Here is a 16,482-nt window from a genome sequence, read left to right as displayed (position 1 = left end):
GCCGTCGGGTTACAGCGGTGTCTCCTGCGAGATCTCATCCAGTGACAGGCTGAAACTCGGAATAAATACCTCAACGAAGTAATCCATCTCCGGTGAACGCCGCTGCGCCAGCGTCTTCTCCAGCCGCGCTTTGGCCAGTAAGAACTCGTTGTTCCCGGCAGAGAGCTCCTCAAGGCATTTTACATAAGCACAGAGCGCATCCGCCTGCTTTACGACGGCCTGCTCCTCTTCGCTGTGCTGATGCTCGTCGATCAGCGGCGCATAGATCGCCTGAAACTCTTCGGGCAGCATCGCGATCAGCTTCTGCTGGGCAATCTTCTCGATCTTCTTATATTCGTGGGCGATCTGCGCGTTGTAATACTTCACCGGCGTTGGTAAATCCCCGGTGAGTACCTCACTGGCGTCGTGATAGAGCGCCAGCATCGCAATGCGATCGGCATTGAGCGTTCCGCTGAACTTAAGGTTTTTGATCACGGCCAGGGCGTGCGCCACCATGGCGACCTGCAGGCTGTGCTCGGACACATTTTCGGTACGCACATTGCGCATCAGGGGCCAGCGATTGATCAGCTTAAGACGGGAGAGGTGAGCAAAGAAATGGCTTTGAGTCATGCGCGTTCCTGTTGGCCGGCAGGGGAGAGATCGGCTCTCCCCAAATAGCATCAGTATACGCGCGCGTGATTACTGACGATAGCCTTGCAGGAAACGGCCAAACTTATTGATCGCCATCTCCAGATCGTCCACACGCGGCAGCGTCACGATGCGCAGATGATCGGGCCACGGCCAGTTAAACGCGCTGCCCTGAACCAGCAGCACTTTCTCCTGCAACAGGAAATCCAGCACCATCTTCTGGTCGTCGAAGATATTGAATTTTTTTGCGTCAATTTTCGGGAACATATAGAGCGCACCCTGTGGCTTCACACAGCTGACGCCCGGGATGTCGTTAATCAGTTCCCACGCGCGCTGGCGCTGCTCATAAAGACGACCGCCCGGCATGATAAATTCGCTGATGCTCTGATAGCCGCCCAGTGCCGTCTGAATAGCATGCTGTGCCGGCACATTGGCGCAGAGACGCATAGAGGCGAGCATCTCAAGCCCTTCAATGTAACCTTTTGCATGCTTTTTCGGCCCATTCAGCACCATCCAGCCCTGACGGAAACCGGCAACGCGATACGTTTTGGAAAGGCCATTGAACGTAACCGTCAGCAGATCGGGTGCCAGTGCCGCAATAGAGTGATGCTGGGCCTCGTCATAGAGGATCTTGTCGTAAATCTCATCGGCGAAGATGATCAGGTTGTGCTGACGCGCAATCTCCACCACTTCCAACAACAGCTCTTTGCTGTACACCGCGCCGGTCGGGTTGTTGGGGTTGATAATGACGATCCCGCGCGTGCGGGGAGTGATCTTGCTGCGGATATCATCCAGATCCGGGAACCAGCCTGCTGACTCGTCACACAGATAATGCACTGCTTTACCGCTGGAGAGCGAAACGGCGGCGGTCCATAAGGGATAGTCCGGGGCGGGCACCAGCATCTCATCGCCGCTGTTCAGCAGCGCCTGCATCGCCTGTACGATCAGCTCTGAAACGCCGTTACCAATGTAGATGTCCTCTACCGTGACATCGCGCATCTCGCGTGCCTGGTAATGCTGCATGATCGCTTTACGGGCGGAATAGAGACCCTTGGAGTCGCAATAGCCCTGCGCGCTGGGCAGATTACGAATCACATCAACCAGAATCTCATCGGGCGCTTCGAAACCAAACGGCGCGGGGTTGCCGATGTTCAGTTTAAGAACTTTGTTGCCTTCTTCTTCGAGGCGCTTCGCCTCTTTCAATACCGGACCACGGATGTCATAGCAGACGTTATCGAGTTTTCCGGATTTATCAATTTGAAAAGTCATTGTTACCGCCTTAATGGGCAGCATCCTTTCGGCTGCCACAGAAATCGAACCAGCACAATGTACTCTCCTCACGGACACAAAAGAAGGGCGGTGCCCCGTTTTGGCGGGTTCAACAACTTTTCGCCCGGCGCACAGCGTAAAAATGATAGAGTGGGGAGAAGGGCGGTTAATAAAACCACTATTGATTACTGTTTCGATATTTTAATCTGGTGAAAGCCGAGCCCAGCCCACATATCGCTTTGCAGATGGTCGGGCAATAAAGAGGGTACGCCGCAACGTTTTTCCCGGAACAGGAAATACCCACTTAGTGAAATAGTTAAAATATATTTTACAAACGATCAATTTTCAGGCGTTTTTGGGCTATCCGCCAGGATGACGCCTTAACAGCGCTTAAGGGTCGCCATTTTAAGGCCACGCAAGCGCGGAAAAAGTGCCTGAAGAAGAGGCGCATATGAGACTCAGGTCGCACGATTGTGAGCCGCACTTAACACTTCCTCACTAAATTTCAGAATGCTGAAGGCTTAAAAAGTGATCAGTAATGTGGCATAAGGGTCCGTAAATGCCTTTGGCACAAAATTTACAGCGCTTTTCACAAAATCATTTCCATTTTGAAGTCAAAAATGATTAAGTATAATTTATTATTTAATGCACTTTGCCGCATCGTTCTGCCAGCGAGCAAAGCGTTATTTTTGTCCCGTCCGACACGTCCGGAGGGAATTGAGACAATTACGCAGCTTCCTGCATTTCCGCACCCAGTGCCATTGGTTCAGAAGTTGTCTCTGTCTTGAGGCGCATTGTGACCCCGTCAGGAGCGTCATCAGTGCAGGCTCCACATGAAAATTTCTTTGTGCCAGTCTTCACACAGGACTGTCATTGAGCACCATTACTGCTTATCACTTTGATAAGCCTGTAATAACACCAGGGTAGTAGTTCGTAAAAATCTTATAAGTGAAGAAAAAACATGACTAATGCAAATCGTCCGATACTGAATCTCGACCTCGATCTGCTGAGAACTTTCGTTGCCGTTGCGGATTTGAATACCTTTGCAGCTGCCGCTGCAGCGGTCTGCAGAACCCAGTCAGCAGTCAGTCAGCAGATGCAGCGTCTGGAACAATTGGTAGGTAAAGAGCTGTTTGCCAGACATGGACGTAATAAGTTGCTGACAGAGCACGGGATCCAGCTTTTAGGCTATGCCAGAAAAATCCTTCGTTTCAACGATGAAGCCTGTACCTCTCTGATGTACAGCAATATTCAGGGTGTCCTGACCATCGGTGCCTCTGATGATACCTCAGACACGATTCTGCCGTTCCTGCTGAACCGGGTGACCTCGGTTTATCCGAAGCTGGCAATCGATGTGCGGGTCAAACGTAATCCATTTATGATGGAGATGCTGAATCAGGGGGAAGTGGACCTGGTTGTGACCACCTCCAGCCCGGGCAACTTTACCTATCAGGTACTGCGTACTTCACCCACATTGTGGTACTGCGCCGCAGACTATATCTTCCAGCGCGGCGAAGCCATTCCGCTGGTGCTGCTGGATGAGCCAAGCCCTTACCGTGACATGGCGATCGACCACCTCAATGAGGCGGGCATTCCGTGGCGTATCTCCTATGTGGCTTCGACCCTGGCTGCTGTTCGTGCCGCGGTGAAAGCAGGCCTGGGCGTCACCGCACGTCCGGTAGAGATGATGAGCCCGGAACTGCGTGTGATGGGGGCGGCCGAAGGTCTGCCGGTACTGCCGGATACGCAGTATCTGCTGTGCCGCAATCCTGACAGCGACAATGAGCTGGCGCTGGCTATCTTTAATGCCATGCAGTCCACCAACGATCCTTATAACCTGAGCAACAATCCGGACGGTGCGCTGCTGCTGGATGACGAAGAGTAATATCGTTAACGTGTTCTCCTCGATGTCCGCCGGGCTGTCTTAATAAACGCTTATAAATAAGCCTCTCATTCCCTGAAGAGAACGAGAGGCTTTTTTATGCCTGATTCCCTCTTTTTACCTTTTTTCAGTTAACCCTCCTGCCTTTATCCTGTCTGTAAATTCCACTCAAGCCTGAACTGAAATTTATCAGCCGAAAAAATGAACGCGCTGTTTCGTATCGCCATTTGAAGTGGAGAATTTTCACGCAAAAAGGGCAAAAGTGTGTTCTGGATCAAGAAAATACCCCTGGTAAGGGGAAGGAAAACAGAGTGATACCTGTCAAAATATGTTTGTTAAATGCACGATCCATGCATGTGAATACCCGCTACACTAAAATTAACCCTACAGACTGAAGCGATTTAGCTGGAAAGCGGGGCATCATTTGTTAATAATATGATGCAGGTGTGAAATAATGTTTGGATACTTTTGTCAAAGTTGACAAAAGGTTATAGAAAGGAGTAAAAAACCCCATAAAATTGCTGTTTATTAAATAATAACAGCAACATTTAAAAGGTTTTTACCCTTCCCTTGAATCGATGTGGTCAGTTTGCTGCGGGAAACGCGTGCAGGATGCCAGCGCCACTTTTGATGAGTAAGCAATGAGTATGTCAACTACCACCGAAATCATCGCTCAGCACTGGGCGTTTATCGTCTTTATCGTTATTGCCTTTGGCCTGTGTGCTTTCATGCTGACCGGAGGATGGCTGCTTGGCGGCAGAGCACGCGCACGCTACAAAGATACGCCATTCGAATCGGGCATCGAATCCGTTGGTGATACCCATATCCGCCTGTCGGCAAAATTTTATCTGGTTGCGATGTTTTTCGTCATCTTCGACGTCGAAGCCCTCTTTTTATACGCATGGGCGACCTCGATCCGTGAAAGCGGATGGGTCGGCTTTGTGGAAGCCGCAATTTTCATTTTGGTGCTCCTGGCGGGTCTGGTCTATCTGGTACGCATCGGCGCACTGGACTGGGCGCCAGCTCGCCGTCGCGTAGTGGTGAAAACGACTACGGTCAGTCACACCAATCCTCATAAGCAGTAAAAGAGAGGCAATAAGATGGACTATACGCTCACCCGCATAGACCCGAACGGTGGTGAGAACGACCGTTACCCTCTGCAAAAGCAGGAAATCGTCAGTGATCCGCTGGAGCAGCACGTTCACCGCAGCGTTTACATGGGCAAACTCGAAAATGCCCTGCATGACATGGTGAACTGGGGACGTAAAAACTCACTCTGGCCTTATAACTTCGGCCTGTCCTGTTGTTACGTGGAAATGACGACCTCGTTCACCGCGGTTCACGACGTCGCCCGTTTCGGTGCAGAAGTTATGCGTGCCTCGCCACGTCAGGCTGACTTTATGGTCATCGCCGGCACCCCTTTCACCAAAATGGCACCAGTGATTCAGCGCCTCTACGATCAGATGCTGGAACCGAAATGGGTCATCTCCATGGGCGCCTGTGCGAACTCCGGCGGCATGTATGACATCTATTCGGTTGTGCAGGGCGTCGATAAATTCCTTCCGGTTGATGTTTATATTCCAGGCTGCCCGCCACGTCCGGAAGCGTACATGCAGGCGCTGCTGCTGCTGCAGGAGTCGATCGGCAAAGAGCGCCGTCCGCTCTCATGGGTAGTGGGCGATCAGGGCGTTTATCGCGCCAATATGCAGTCGGAGCGTGAAAGAAAACGCGGCGAGCGCATCGCAGTCACAAACCTGCGCAGCCCGGACGAAGTTTAACACCGTATGGATGGACAATCGCGCCTGCAGCAGAACATCACAATTTAATGCATGGCCCCATCCTGACGCCTTCATTTGAGTGCCTGAGACCAGGCCGGAATGGTGAGTAACGTATGACAGATTTGACCACGCAAGATCTCGCTCAGCCATCATGGCAAACCCGTGATCACCTCGATGACCCGGTGATCGGCGAGTTGCGTAACCGTTTTGGGCCGGATGCCTTTACCGTTCAGCCAACCCGTACCGGTATTCCGGTGGTGTGGGTAAAGCGTGAACAGATACTGGAAATCACCGAATTCCTGCGTAAATTACCCAAGCCTTACGTCATGCTGTATGACCTGCATGGCGTCGATGAGCGTTTACGTACCCACCGCGCAGGCCTGCCTGCAGCGGATTTTTCCGTTTTCTATCACCTGCTGTCGATTGAACGCAATCGCGACATCATGCTCAAGGTGGCGCTGTCTGAAAATGACATGCACCTGCCCACCATTACCCGCCTGTTCCCGAATGCCAACTGGTATGAGCGTGAAACCTGGGAGATGTTCGGGATTACTTTTGACGGTCACCCGCACCTGACGCGCATCATGATGCCGCCGACCTGGGAAGGGCATCCGCTGCGCAAAGATTACCCGGCGCGCGCGACCGAATTTGATCCCTTTACGCTCACCAAACAGAAAGAAGATTTAGAGATGGAGGCGCTGACCTTCAAGCCCGAAGACTGGGGCATGAAGCGCAGTACCACCAACGAAGACTTCATGTTCCTGAACCTCGGGCCTAACCACCCGTCGGCGCACGGTGCGTTCCGCATCATTCTGCAGCTGGATGGTGAAGAGATCGTCGACTGCGTTCCCGACATCGGTTATCACCATCGTGGTGCCGAGAAGATGGGCGAGCGCCAGTCCTGGCACAGCTACATTCCTTACACCGACCGTATTGAATACCTCGGTGGCTGCGTCAACGAGATGCCTTACGTTCTGGCGGTGGAAAAGCTGGCCGGTATCGTGGTGCCCGATCGCGTTAATGTGATCCGCGTGATGCTCTCCGAGCTGTTCCGCATCAACAGTCATCTGCTCTACATCTCCACCTTTATTCAGGACGTCGGTGCCATGACGCCGGTGTTCTTTGCCTTTACCGATCGTCAGAAAATCTACGACGTGGTCGAAGCCATTACCGGTTTCCGTATGCACCCGGCCTGGTTCCGTATCGGTGGCGTGGCGCACGACCTGCCGCGCGGCTGGGAACGTCTGCTGCGTGACTTCCTGGACTGGATGCCGAAGCGCCTGAAAGAGTATGACAAGGCCGCACTGCGTAACTCGGTGCTGATTGGCCGTTCTAAAGGCGTCGCCGCTTACAATATGGAAGAGGCGCTGGCGTGGGGGACCACCGGTGCCGGTCTGCGCGCCACCGGTCTGGACTTCGACGTGCGTAAATGGCGTCCCTATTCAGGCTACGAAAACTTCGATTTTGAAATCCCGGTCGGATCGGGCGTCAGCGATGCCTACAGCCGTGTTCAGCTGAAGATGGAAGAGATGTGGCAGTCGCTGCGTATTCTTGAGCAGTGCCTCAACAATATGCCAGAAGGGCCGTTCAAGGCGGACCACCCGCTGACCACGCCGCCACCGAAAGAGCGCACGCTGCAGCACATCGAAACCCTGATCACGCACTTCCTGCAGGTTTCGTGGGGACCGGTCATGCCCGCCAATGAATCCTTCCAGATGATTGAGGCGACCAAAGGGATCAACAGCTACTACCTGACCAGCGACGGCAGCACCATGAGCTACCGCACCCGCGTGCGTACGCCAAGCTTCCCGCATCTGCAGCAGATTCCTTCGGTAATCCGCGGCAGCCTGGTATCCGACCTGATCGTCTATCTGGGTAGTATCGATTTTGTTATGTCAGACGTGGACCGCTAATTATGCACGATCAACACATTGCCATTAAAACGATCGACCCTAACGAGGTCTTCGTGCTGAGCGCGGAAGAACATCACGCCATCGAGCACGAAAAACACCACTATGAAGATGCGCGTGCAGCCTCAATCGAAGCGCTGAAGATCGTGCAGAAGCAGCGCGGCTGGGTGCCGGATGGCGCTATCAACGCGATTGCTGAGGTGCTGGGCATTCCGGCCAGTGACGTTGAAGGCGTGGCGACATTTTACAGTCAGATCTTCCGTCAGCCGGTTGGCCGTCATGTGATTCGTTACTGTGACAGCGTGGTCTGTCATATCACGGGTTATCAGGGCATTCAGGCTGCGCTGGAGCAGCAGCTGAACATTAAACCAGGCCAGACGACGGCCGATGGCCGCTTTACGCTGCTGCCAACCTGCTGTCTGGGCAACTGTGACAAGGGGCCAACGATGATGGTGGATGAAGATACGCATGTTCATCTGACGCCGGAAGGCATCCCGACTTTGCTGGAGCAGTATCAATGACAATGAAAACGATCATTCGTACTGCTGAAACCCATCCGCTGACCTGGCGGATGCGTGATGACAAACAACCAGTCTGGTTTGACGAATACCGCAGCAAAAACGGCTACGCCGGTGCGGATAAAGCGCTGAAGACCATGTCACAGGATGAAATTGTCGCAGCCGTTAAAGATTCCGGCCTGAAAGGGCGCGGCGGTGCAGGCTTCTCTACCGGACTGAAGTGGAGCCTGATGCCGAAAGATGAGTCGATGAACATCCGTTACCTGCTGTGTAACGCCGATGAGATGGAGCCGGGCACCTATAAAGACCGTCTGCTGATGGAACAGATGCCGCACCAGCTGGTGGAAGGCATGCTGATCAGCGCCTTTGCCCTGAAAGCGTATCGCGGCTACATCTTCCTGCGCGGCGAATATATCGAAGCTGCGGTGCATCTGCGTCGTGCGATTGCCGAAGCGACCGAAGCGGGCTATCTGGGGAAAAATATTCTCGGAACCGGTTTCGACTTTGAGCTGATCGTCCACACCGGTGCGGGCCGTTATATCTGCGGTGAAGAGACGGCGCTGATTAACTCGCTGGAAGGCCGTCGTGCTAACCCGCGTTCCAAACCGCCATTCCCGGCGAGTGCGGGCGCGTGGGGTAAACCGACCTGCGTCAACAACGTCGAAACCCTCTCCAATGTCCCGGCAATTCTGGCTAACGGCGTGGAGTGGTACAAAGGCATCTCGAAAAGCGAAGATGCCGGCACCAAGATGATGGGCTTCTCCGGACGGGTGAAAAATCCCGGCGTCTGGGAGCTGCCATTTGGTATCACCGCGCGTGAAATTCTTGAAGATTATGCCGGTGGCATGCGCGACGGACTGAAGTTTAAAGCCTGGCAGCCCGGTGGCGCCGGTACGGACTTCCTGACCGATCAGCATCTGGATCTGCCAATGGAGTTCGCCAGCATCGGTAAAGCCGGAAGCCGTCTGGGTACCGCGCTGGCGATGGCGGTGGATCACGAAATCAACATGGTCTCGCTGGTGCGCAATCTGGAAGAGTTCTTTGCGCGCGAATCGTGCGGCTGGTGTACGCCTTGCCGTGATGGTCTGCCGTGGAGCGTAAAAATTCTGCGTGCGCTGGAGCAGAAGCAGGGTCAGCCTGGTGATATCGAAACGCTGCTGCAACTCTGCCGTCAGCTTGGCCCGGGTAAAACCTTCTGTGCGCATGCGCCGGGTGCGGTTGAGCCACTGCAGAGTGCCATCAAATATTTCCGTGAAGAGTTTGAAGCCGGCATGGCACCGCAGGTGTTTGGTAATACCCGCGCAATTGGCGGTATTCAGCCTAACCTGCTGAAAGCACGCTGGTAATCCGCCGCAGAACACGGAACAGGCCTGGTGCCGCCGCCCCGACAATGTCGTGTGTCGGGGCAAGAATATGATTAACGCTCGTCTCTGACGAGCCTTACGGAAGCATGTCACTATGGCTACAATTCATGTAGACGGTAAAGAGTATGATGTGAACGGAGCGGACAACCTGCTACAGGCATGTCTTTCTCTGGGCCTTGATATTCCTTACTTTTGCTGGCATCCGGCGCTGGGAAGCGTTGGGGCCTGCCGCCAGTGTGCGGTAAAGCAATTCCAGAATGCCGAAGATACCCGTGGTCGTCTCGTCATGTCCTGCATGACGCCGGCCTCTGACGGCACATTCATCTCCATCGATGATGGCGAAGCGAAAGAGTTCCGCGAAAGCGTGGTGGAGTGGCTGATGACCAACCACCCACACGACTGCCCGGTGTGCGAAGAGGGCGGTAACTGTCACCTGCAGGATATGACAGTGATGACCGGCCACAGTTTCCGCCGCTATCGCTTCACCAAACGTACCCACCGTAATCAGGATCTCGGTCCGTTTATCTCCCATGAGATGAACCGCTGTATCGCCTGCTACCGCTGCGTGCGTTACTACAAAGATTATGCCGACGGCAAGGATCTGGGTGTCTACGGTGCGCACGACAACGTCTACTTCGGCCGCCCGGAAGATGGCACGCTGGAGAGCGAATTCTCCGGCAACCTGGTGGAGATCTGCCCGACCGGCGTCTTCACCGACAAGACCCACTCCGAACGCTATAACCGTAAATGGGACATGCAGTTTGCGCCGAGCATCTGTCAGCAGTGCAGCGTCGGCTGTAACACCAGCCCGGGTGAGCGCTATGGCGAACTGCGCCGTATCGAAAACCGCTACAACGGCAGCGTCAACCACTACTTCCTCTGCGACCGTGGCCGCTTCGGCTATGGCTACGTGAACCGTAAAGATCGTCCGCGTCAGCCGATGCTGCTGCGTGGCAACGACTGGGTCACGCTGAACGCCGAACAGGCGGTCAACGCCGGTGCCGATCTGCTGCGTCAGGCGAAAAAAGTGATTGGTATCGGCTCGCCGCGCGCCAGCATCGAAAGCAACTTCGCGCTGCGTGAGCTGGTCGGTGCAGAAAACTTCTCGACCGGGATGCCCGCCGATGAGCAGGCACGTCTGGAACTGATGCTGAAAGTGCTGCGAGAAGGTGGGATCTATACGCCATCGCTGCGCGAAATTGAAAGTTACGATGCGGTGCTGGTGCTGGGTGAAGATCTGACGCAGGTCGGCGCCCGCGTCGCCCTGTCGGTGCGTCAGGCGGTGAAAGGCAAAGCCCGCGACATGGCGGCGGCGCAGAAAGTGGCTGACTGGCAGATCGCTGCGATCCTGAACATCGGTCAGAACGCGAAGCATCCGCTGTTTGTCACGCACGTCGATGAAACCCGTCTGGATGATATCGCCGCGTGGAGCTATCGCGCGCCGGTTGAAGATCAGGCGCGTCTCGGCTTCGCGATCGCCAGCGCGCTGGATGAATCCGCGCCTGCGGTTGCCGATTTCGACAGCGCGCTCAGCGGAAAAATGGATGTGGTCGTTCAGGCGCTGGCCGGAGCGAAAAAACCGTTAATTATCTCCGGCACCCACGCGGGCAGCACGGCGGTAATTGAAGCCGCAGCGAACGTGGCCAGAGCCCTGAAAGCGCGCGGCGCGGATGTCGGCATTACCCTGCTGGCCGATCACGCTAACAGCATGGGCCTGGGCATGATCGGCGGTAATCCGCTGGAGCATGCGCTGGAGCAGCTGAGCAGCGGTGAAGCGGATGCGCTGGTCGTGCTGGAAAACGATCTCTATCGCCATGCGCCAAAAGCGCAGGTGGACGCCGCCCTGGCCCAGACCACCAACGTTATCGTGGTTGACCATCAGCGCACTGCAACGCTGGAAAAAGCCGGTCTGGTGCTGTCGACCGCCAGCTTCGCGGAGAGCGATGGCACCTCGATCAACCATGAAGGTCGCGCTCAGCGTTTCTTCCAGGTTTACGATCCGGCGTACTACGACAACAGCGTGGTGATGCTGGAGAGCTGGCGCTGGCTGCATTCGCTGCACAGCACCCTGGAAAGCCGTCATGTGGACTGGACGCAGCTCGATCATGTGATCGATGCCGTGGTGGCCCGTCTGCCGCAGCTGGCTGGCATTAAAGAAGCGGCACCGGATGCCAGCTTCCGTATTCGCGGTCAGAAACTGTCGCGCTCGCCTATTCGTAACAGCGGACGCACAGCGGCACGCGCCAATATCAGCGTGCATGAACCGCGCCAGCCGCAGGATCAGGACACGATGTTCGCCTTCTCTATGGAAGGGAACAACCAGCCTTCGGCGCCGCGTTCGCAGATTCCGTTTGCCTGGGCGCCAGGCTGGAACTCACCGCAGGCGTGGAACAAGTTCCAGGCCGAAGTGGGCGGCAAACTGCGTCACGGCGATCCGGGCGTGCGCCTGTTTGACGCCAGCAGCGCTCAGCTGCCGTGGTTCACCACCGTTCCGGCTGCCTTCAGTCGTGATGCGCAGTGGCGCGTAGCACCGCTTCATCGCCTGTTCGGCAGCGAAGAGATGTCACAGCGTTCACCGGTCTTCCAGCAGCGTATGGCCGAGCCTGCGCTGGTGATTAACCCGGAAGATGCAGCGAAACTGGGCCTGAACCAGGGCGCAGCGGCAGAGTTCAGCTGTGCCGGTGAAACCGTGCGTCTGCCGGTTCGTCTCTCGGCGTCACTGCAGGCGGGACAGATTGGCCTGCCGCTGGGCATGCCGGGCGTTCCGCCATTCCTGGCGAACGGTAAAATTGAGACTCTGCAGGAGGCGGCGCAATGAGCTGGTTAACACCGGACGTTATCGACATTCTGCTGGCCATTGTTAAAGCCATCGTCATTCTGCTGGTGGTCGTGGCCTGCGGCGCGTTCATGAGCTTCGCCGAGCGTCGTCTGCTCGGCCTGTTCCAGAACCGTTACGGACCTAACCGCGTAGGCTGGGGCGGCTCGCTGCAGCTGGTCGCGGACATGATCAAGATGTTCTTTAAAGAGGACTGGGTCCCGCCGTTTACCGATCGCTTTATCTTTACCCTGGCGCCGGTTATCGCCTTCGTTTCACTGCTGCTGGCCTTTGCTATCGTGCCGGTGTCGCCGACCTGGATGGTGACAGACCTGAACATCGGTCTGCTCTTCTTCCTGATGATGGCGGGCCTGGCCGTGTATGCCGTGCTGTTTGCTGGCTGGTCGAGTAACAACAAATACTCGCTGCTGGGTGCTATGCGCGCCTCGGCGCAGACCCTGAGCTATGAAGTGTTCCTGGGGCTGTCGCTGATGGGCGTCGTCGCACAGGCGGGCTCGTTCAATATGAACGACATCGTTAACAGCCAGACGCATCTGTGGAACATCATCCCGCAGTTCTTTGGTTTCGTGACCTTCTGTATTGCGGGCGTGGCGGTGTGTCACCGTCACCCGTTTGACCAGCCGGAAGCGGAACAGGAGCTGGCAGATGGTTATCACATCGAATATGCCGGTATGAAGTTCGGCCTGTTCTTTGTCGGCGAATATGTGGCTATTACCACCGTATCAGCCTTGATCGTGACGCTGTTCTTTGGTGGCTGGCACGGCCCATTCCTGCCGCCGTTCATCTGGTTCGCCCTGAAAACGGCGTTCTTTATGATGATGTTCATCCTGATCCGTGCTGCGCTTCCGCGTCCACGTTACGATCAGGTGCTGTCATTCGGCTGGAAAGTGTGTCTGCCGTTGACGCTGCTGAACCTGCTGGCTACGGCCGCAGTGATTCTCTACACAGCGTCGTAAGGGGTTAACAAATGACTTTGAAAGATATTGTCGTAGGCTTTGGCACGACAGTTCGCAGTATCTGGCTGATCGGCCTGCACGCCTTCGCCAAACGTGAAACTCAGATGTACCCGGAAGAGCCGGTTTATCTGCCGCCACGTTACCGTGGTCGTATCGTGTTAACCCGCGACCCGGATGGCGCCGAGCGTTGCGTCGCCTGTAACCTCTGTGCGGTGGCCTGTCCGGTCGGCTGTATTTCGCTGCAAAAAGCAGAAACCAAAGATGGCCGCTGGTATCCGGAGTTTTTCCGCATCAACTTCTCACGCTGCATCTTCTGCGGCATGTGTGAAGAGGCCTGTCCGACCACGGCGATTCAGCTGACCCCCGATTTCGAACTGGGTGAGTTCAAGCGTCAGGATCTGGTGTACGAAAAGGACGATCTGCTGATTTCGGGACCGGGTAAATATCCGGAGTACAACTTCTACCGCATGGCGGGTATGGCGATTGACGGCAAAGATAAGGGCGACGCGGAAAACGAAGCGAAGCCTGTCGACGTCAAAGGCTTATTACCTTAAGGAGCAAGGCATGGAATTTGCGTTTTATCTTTGCGGACTGGTAGCGGTGCTGACGACGTTGCGCGTCATTACCCATACTAATCCGGTACATGCGTTGCTGTACCTGATCGTGTCGCTGTTATCGATCGCCGGTGTCTTCTTCTCAATGGGTGCCTACTTTGCCGGTGCGCTGGAGATCATCGTTTACGCCGGGGCCATTATGGTGCTGTTCGTCTTCGTGGTCATGATGCTGAACCTGGGCAAACAGACTGAGAAGCAGGAGCGTGAATGGCTCAGCCCGTCACTGTGGATTGGACCGGGTCTGGCTTCGATGCTGCTGCTGGTGGTGATGGTCTATGCCATTCTGACGGCAAATGATCAGGGCATCGATGGCACCGTCATCGACGCGAAAGCGGTCGGCATCAGCCTGTTTGGTCCTTATGTCCTGGCCGTTGAGCTGGCTTCCATGCTGCTGCTGGCGGGGCTGGTCGTGGCGTTCCACATTGGTCGTGAAGAGCGTCAGGGTGAAGTTCTGAGCAACCGTCCTGCTGACGCCGCCCAGGTGAAAAAGGAGAGCGCATGATCCCGTTACAACATGGATTGATTCTTGCCGCCGTGCTGTTTGTCCTCGGACTGACATCACTGGTGATACGCCGCAATCTGCTGTTTATGCTGATCGGCCTTGAAATCATGATCAACGCCGCCGCTTTAGCTCTGGTGGTTGCCGGAAGCTACTGGGGTCAGGCCGATGGACAGGTGATGTATATCCTGGCGATCAGCCTGGCGGCAGCGGAAGCCAGTATCGGTCTGGCACTGCTGCTTCAGCTCTATCGTCGTCGTCAGACGCTGAACATTGATACTGTGAGCGAGATGCGCGGATGAATCTTCTCTATTTAACTGTCTTGTTTCCGCTAATCGGCTTTCTGCTGTTAGCGTTTTCGCGCGGTCGCTGGTCTGAGAACCTGTCGGCCACGGTAGGTATGGGATCGGTGGGTCTGGCGGCCCTGACTACGGCGATGATCGGTTTCGACTTCTTCGCTAACGGTCAGCAGGCTTACACCCAGTCACTCTGGACCTGGATGCATGTCGGCAACTTTGACATGAAAGTTAACCTGACGCTGGATGGCCTGTCGCTGACCATGCTGTCGGTCGTGACCGGCGTCGGCTTCTTCATTCATATGTTCGCCTCCTGGTACATGCGTGGAGAGGAGGGCTATTCCCGCTTCTTCGCCTATACCAACCTGTTTATCGCCAGCATGGTGGTTCTGGTGCTGGCCGATAACCTGATGCTGATGTATCTGGGCTGGGAAGGGGTAGGGCTCTGCTCCTATCTGCTGATCGGCTTCTACTACAGCAACCCGGAAAATGGCAAAGCGGCGATGAAAGCGTTCATCATCACCCGCGTCGGCGACGTCTTCCTGGCTTTCGGCCTGTTCATACTCTACAACGAGCTGGGCACGCTGAACTTCCGTGAGATGATGGAACTGGCACCGGCACATTTCGCTGCTGACAACCATATGCTGCAGTGGGCAACGCTGATGCTGCTGGGTGGCGCGGTCGGTAAATCGGCGCAGCTGCCGTTACAGACCTGGCTGGCGGATGCGATGGCCGGTCCGACCCCGGTTTCGGCTCTGATCCACGCCGCGACCATGGTGACGGCGGGGGTTTATCTGATCGCCCGCAGCCACGGTCTGTTCCTGCTGACGCCGGAAGTGCTGCATCTGGTGGGCATTGTCGGCGCGATTACGCTGGTGCTGGCAGGTTTTGCGGCGCTGGTGCAGACCGACATCAAACGCGTTCTTGCGTACTCCACCATGAGTCAGATTGGCTACATGTTCCTGGCGCTGGGTGTTCAGGCATGGGATGCGGCGATTTTCCATCTGATGACGCACGCTTTCTTCAAAGCGCTGCTGTTCCTCTCGTCGGGCTCCGTCATTCTGGCCTGCCATCACGAGCAGAACATTTTCAAAATGGGTGGCCTGCGCAAGAGCATTCCGCTGGTCTACACCTGCTTCCTGGTCGGTGGCGCGGCGCTGGCGGCACTGCCGCTGGTGACGGCGGGCTTCTACAGTAAAGATGAGATTCTGTTTGGCGCACTGGCTAACGGTCACATCAATCTGATGGTGGCGGGTCTGGTCGGGGCGTTCCTCACCTCCATCTACACCTTCCGCATGATCTTTATCGTGTTCCACGGTGAAGAGAAAATCCACGCGCACGCCGGCAAGGGTATTACTCATCACCTGCCGCTGATCGTGCTGCTGCTGCTCTCCACCTTCATTGGTGCGCTGATCACGCCACCGCTGGCGGGCGTTCTGCCAGCCAATGAATCTGGTGAAGCGGGCAAAGTGGGACTGGAAATCACCTCTGGCGTTGTCGCAATCGTCGGCATTCTGATCGCGGCTGCGCTGTGGCTGGGCAAACGTGAGCTGGTTACCCGTATCGCAAACAGCGCACCGGGCCGTTTCTTCGGCACCTGGTGGTTTGCGGCCTGGGGCTTCGACTGGCTCTACGACAAAGTGTTCGTCAAACCTTATCTGGGCATTGCGTGGCTGCTGAAGCGCGACCCACTGAATGGCGTGATGAACCTGCCTGCGCTGCTGTCGCGCGTGGCTAACAAAGGCCTGGTGGTCAGTGAAAACGGCTATCTGCGCTGGTACGTGGCGTCAATGAGCGTCGGTGCCGTGCTGGTGCTGGCTCTGCTGCTGGTGATTTAAAGATTGATGAGCGGGGTGAGTTCGCTCACCCCAATGAAGAATGTCAAAATAACCTGAGTAATGAGCGTTATCGACGCAGCCCGTTTCATCACCGC

14 protein-coding genes are annotated in these 16,482 nt (G+C 55.6%); 12 read left to right on the top strand and 2 right to left on the bottom strand.

The annotated features are described in order from the left end of the window. Nucleotides 1-9: 9 nt before the first annotated feature. Nucleotides 10-609 (bottom strand): 5'-deoxynucleotidase, encoded by a 600-nt coding sequence (yfbR, locus tag AB1748_RS14320; RefSeq protein ID WP_111140469.1) that lies wholly within the window; start codon nucleotides 607-609, stop codon nucleotides 10-12. A gap of 69 nt (nucleotides 610-678) precedes the next feature. Then, nucleotides 679-1,896 (bottom strand): pyridoxal phosphate-dependent aminotransferase, encoded by a 1,218-nt coding sequence (locus AB1748_RS14315; protein ID WP_293771996.1) that lies wholly within the window; start codon nucleotides 1,894-1,896, stop codon nucleotides 679-681. Between the two features lie 961 nt (nucleotides 1,897-2,857). Here AB1748_RS14315 and lrhA point away from each other — a divergent pair. The 12 genes from lrhA (at nucleotide 2,858) to nuoL (ending at nucleotide 16,387) form a co-directional block, all read left to right on the top strand. After that, complete coding sequence (lrhA, locus tag AB1748_RS14310) at nucleotides 2,858-3,781, top strand: transcriptional regulator LrhA (RefSeq protein ID WP_003854247.1); 924 nt, start codon at nucleotides 2,858-2,860, stop codon at nucleotides 3,779-3,781. Nucleotides 3,782-4,419: 638 nt separating this feature from the next. Next, nucleotides 4,420-4,863, top strand: coding sequence for an NADH-quinone oxidoreductase subunit A (locus AB1748_RS14305; protein WP_003854246.1), 444 nt, complete (start codon nucleotides 4,420-4,422; stop codon nucleotides 4,861-4,863). Nucleotides 4,864-4,878: 15 nt separating this feature from the next. Then, a complete protein-coding gene (locus AB1748_RS14300) occupies nucleotides 4,879-5,556 on the top strand; it encodes an NADH-quinone oxidoreductase subunit B family protein (protein ID WP_009089012.1) in 678 nt (225 codons plus the stop codon). Between the two features lie 113 nt (nucleotides 5,557-5,669). Beyond that, entirely contained in the window at nucleotides 5,670-7,469 is a 1,800-nt protein-coding gene (gene nuoC / locus AB1748_RS14295) for an NADH-quinone oxidoreductase subunit C/D (protein WP_293771992.1), read from the top strand. A 2-nt stretch (nucleotides 7,470-7,471) separates the two neighbouring features. Beyond that, nucleotides 7,472-7,987, top strand: a complete 516-nt coding sequence (nuoE, locus tag AB1748_RS14290; RefSeq protein WP_111140112.1) for an NADH-quinone oxidoreductase subunit NuoE — start codon at nucleotides 7,472-7,474, stop codon at nucleotides 7,985-7,987. A gap of 2 nt (nucleotides 7,988-7,989) precedes the next feature. Next, nucleotides 7,990-9,330: an NADH-quinone oxidoreductase subunit NuoF gene (gene nuoF, locus AB1748_RS14285; RefSeq protein WP_208721853.1), complete on the top strand. Its 1,341-nt coding sequence runs from the start codon at nucleotides 7,990-7,992 to the stop codon at nucleotides 9,328-9,330. Between the two features lie 112 nt (nucleotides 9,331-9,442). Next, entirely contained in the window at nucleotides 9,443-12,166 is a 2,724-nt protein-coding gene (gene nuoG / locus AB1748_RS14280; protein WP_367395658.1) for an NADH-quinone oxidoreductase subunit NuoG, read from the top strand. After that, a complete protein-coding gene (gene nuoH / locus AB1748_RS14275; protein ID WP_009089020.1) occupies nucleotides 12,163-13,140 on the top strand; it encodes an NADH-quinone oxidoreductase subunit NuoH in 978 nt (325 codons plus the stop codon). The genes nuoG and nuoH overlap by 4 nt, the downstream gene beginning before the upstream one ends. An 11-nt stretch (nucleotides 13,141-13,151) precedes the next feature. Further along, nucleotides 13,152-13,694, top strand: coding sequence for an NADH-quinone oxidoreductase subunit NuoI (gene nuoI, locus AB1748_RS14270; protein WP_111140108.1), 543 nt, complete (start codon nucleotides 13,152-13,154; stop codon nucleotides 13,692-13,694). A gap of 10 nt (nucleotides 13,695-13,704) precedes the next feature. Next, nucleotides 13,705-14,256, top strand: coding sequence for an NADH-quinone oxidoreductase subunit J (gene nuoJ / locus AB1748_RS14265; protein ID WP_111140107.1), 552 nt, complete (start codon nucleotides 13,705-13,707; stop codon nucleotides 14,254-14,256). Then, nucleotides 14,253-14,555: an NADH-quinone oxidoreductase subunit NuoK gene (gene nuoK / locus AB1748_RS14260; RefSeq protein WP_003854236.1), complete on the top strand. Its 303-nt coding sequence runs from the start codon at nucleotides 14,253-14,255 to the stop codon at nucleotides 14,553-14,555. The genes nuoJ and nuoK overlap by 4 nt, the downstream gene beginning before the upstream one ends. Further along, the gene (gene nuoL, locus AB1748_RS14255; protein ID WP_111140106.1) at nucleotides 14,552-16,387 is read left to right on the top strand and encodes an NADH-quinone oxidoreductase subunit L; all 1,836 of its coding nucleotides are present in this window, start codon (nucleotides 14,552-14,554) and stop codon (nucleotides 16,385-16,387) included. The genes nuoK and nuoL overlap by 4 nt, the downstream gene beginning before the upstream one ends. Nucleotides 16,388-16,482: the final 95 nt, after the last annotated feature.

The sequence above is a fragment of the Pantoea sp. Ep11b genome (genome assembly GCF_040783975.1).
In the GTDB taxonomy this organism is placed as follows: Bacteria; Pseudomonadota; Gammaproteobacteria; order Enterobacterales; family Enterobacteriaceae; genus Pantoea.
The sequence above is the reverse complement of the archived record's forward strand: the minus strand, read 5'-3'. Positions and strand labels throughout refer to the sequence as shown.

Bases quoted from the DNA above. Each gene is read 5' to 3' on its own strand.
- yfbR (WP_111140469.1), bottom strand. From the start codon at position 609: ATGACTCAAAGCCATTTCTTTGCTCACCTCTCCCGTCTTAAGCTGATC.
- AB1748_RS14315 (WP_293771996.1), bottom strand. From the start codon at position 1,896: ATGACTTTTCAAATTGATAAATCCGGAAAACTCGATAACGTCTGCTAT.
- lrhA (WP_003854247.1), top strand. From the start codon at position 2,858: ATGACTAATGCAAATCGTCCGATACTGAATCTCGACCTCGATCTGCTG.
- AB1748_RS14305 (WP_003854246.1), top strand. From the start codon at position 4,420: ATGAGTATGTCAACTACCACCGAAATCATCGCTCAGCACTGGGCGTTT.
- AB1748_RS14300 (WP_009089012.1), top strand. From the start codon at position 4,879: ATGGACTATACGCTCACCCGCATAGACCCGAACGGTGGTGAGAACGAC.
- nuoC (WP_293771992.1), top strand. From the start codon at position 5,670: ATGACAGATTTGACCACGCAAGATCTCGCTCAGCCATCATGGCAAACC.
- nuoE (WP_111140112.1), top strand. From the start codon at position 7,472: ATGCACGATCAACACATTGCCATTAAAACGATCGACCCTAACGAGGTC.
- nuoF (WP_208721853.1), top strand. From the start codon at position 7,990: ATGAAAACGATCATTCGTACTGCTGAAACCCATCCGCTGACCTGGCGG.
- nuoG (WP_367395658.1), top strand. From the start codon at position 9,443: ATGGCTACAATTCATGTAGACGGTAAAGAGTATGATGTGAACGGAGCG.
- nuoH (WP_009089020.1), top strand. From the start codon at position 12,163: ATGAGCTGGTTAACACCGGACGTTATCGACATTCTGCTGGCCATTGTT.
- nuoI (WP_111140108.1), top strand. From the start codon at position 13,152: ATGACTTTGAAAGATATTGTCGTAGGCTTTGGCACGACAGTTCGCAGT.
- nuoJ (WP_111140107.1), top strand. From the start codon at position 13,705: ATGGAATTTGCGTTTTATCTTTGCGGACTGGTAGCGGTGCTGACGACG.
- nuoK (WP_003854236.1), top strand. From the start codon at position 14,253: ATGATCCCGTTACAACATGGATTGATTCTTGCCGCCGTGCTGTTTGTC.
- nuoL (WP_111140106.1), top strand. From the start codon at position 14,552: ATGAATCTTCTCTATTTAACTGTCTTGTTTCCGCTAATCGGCTTTCTG.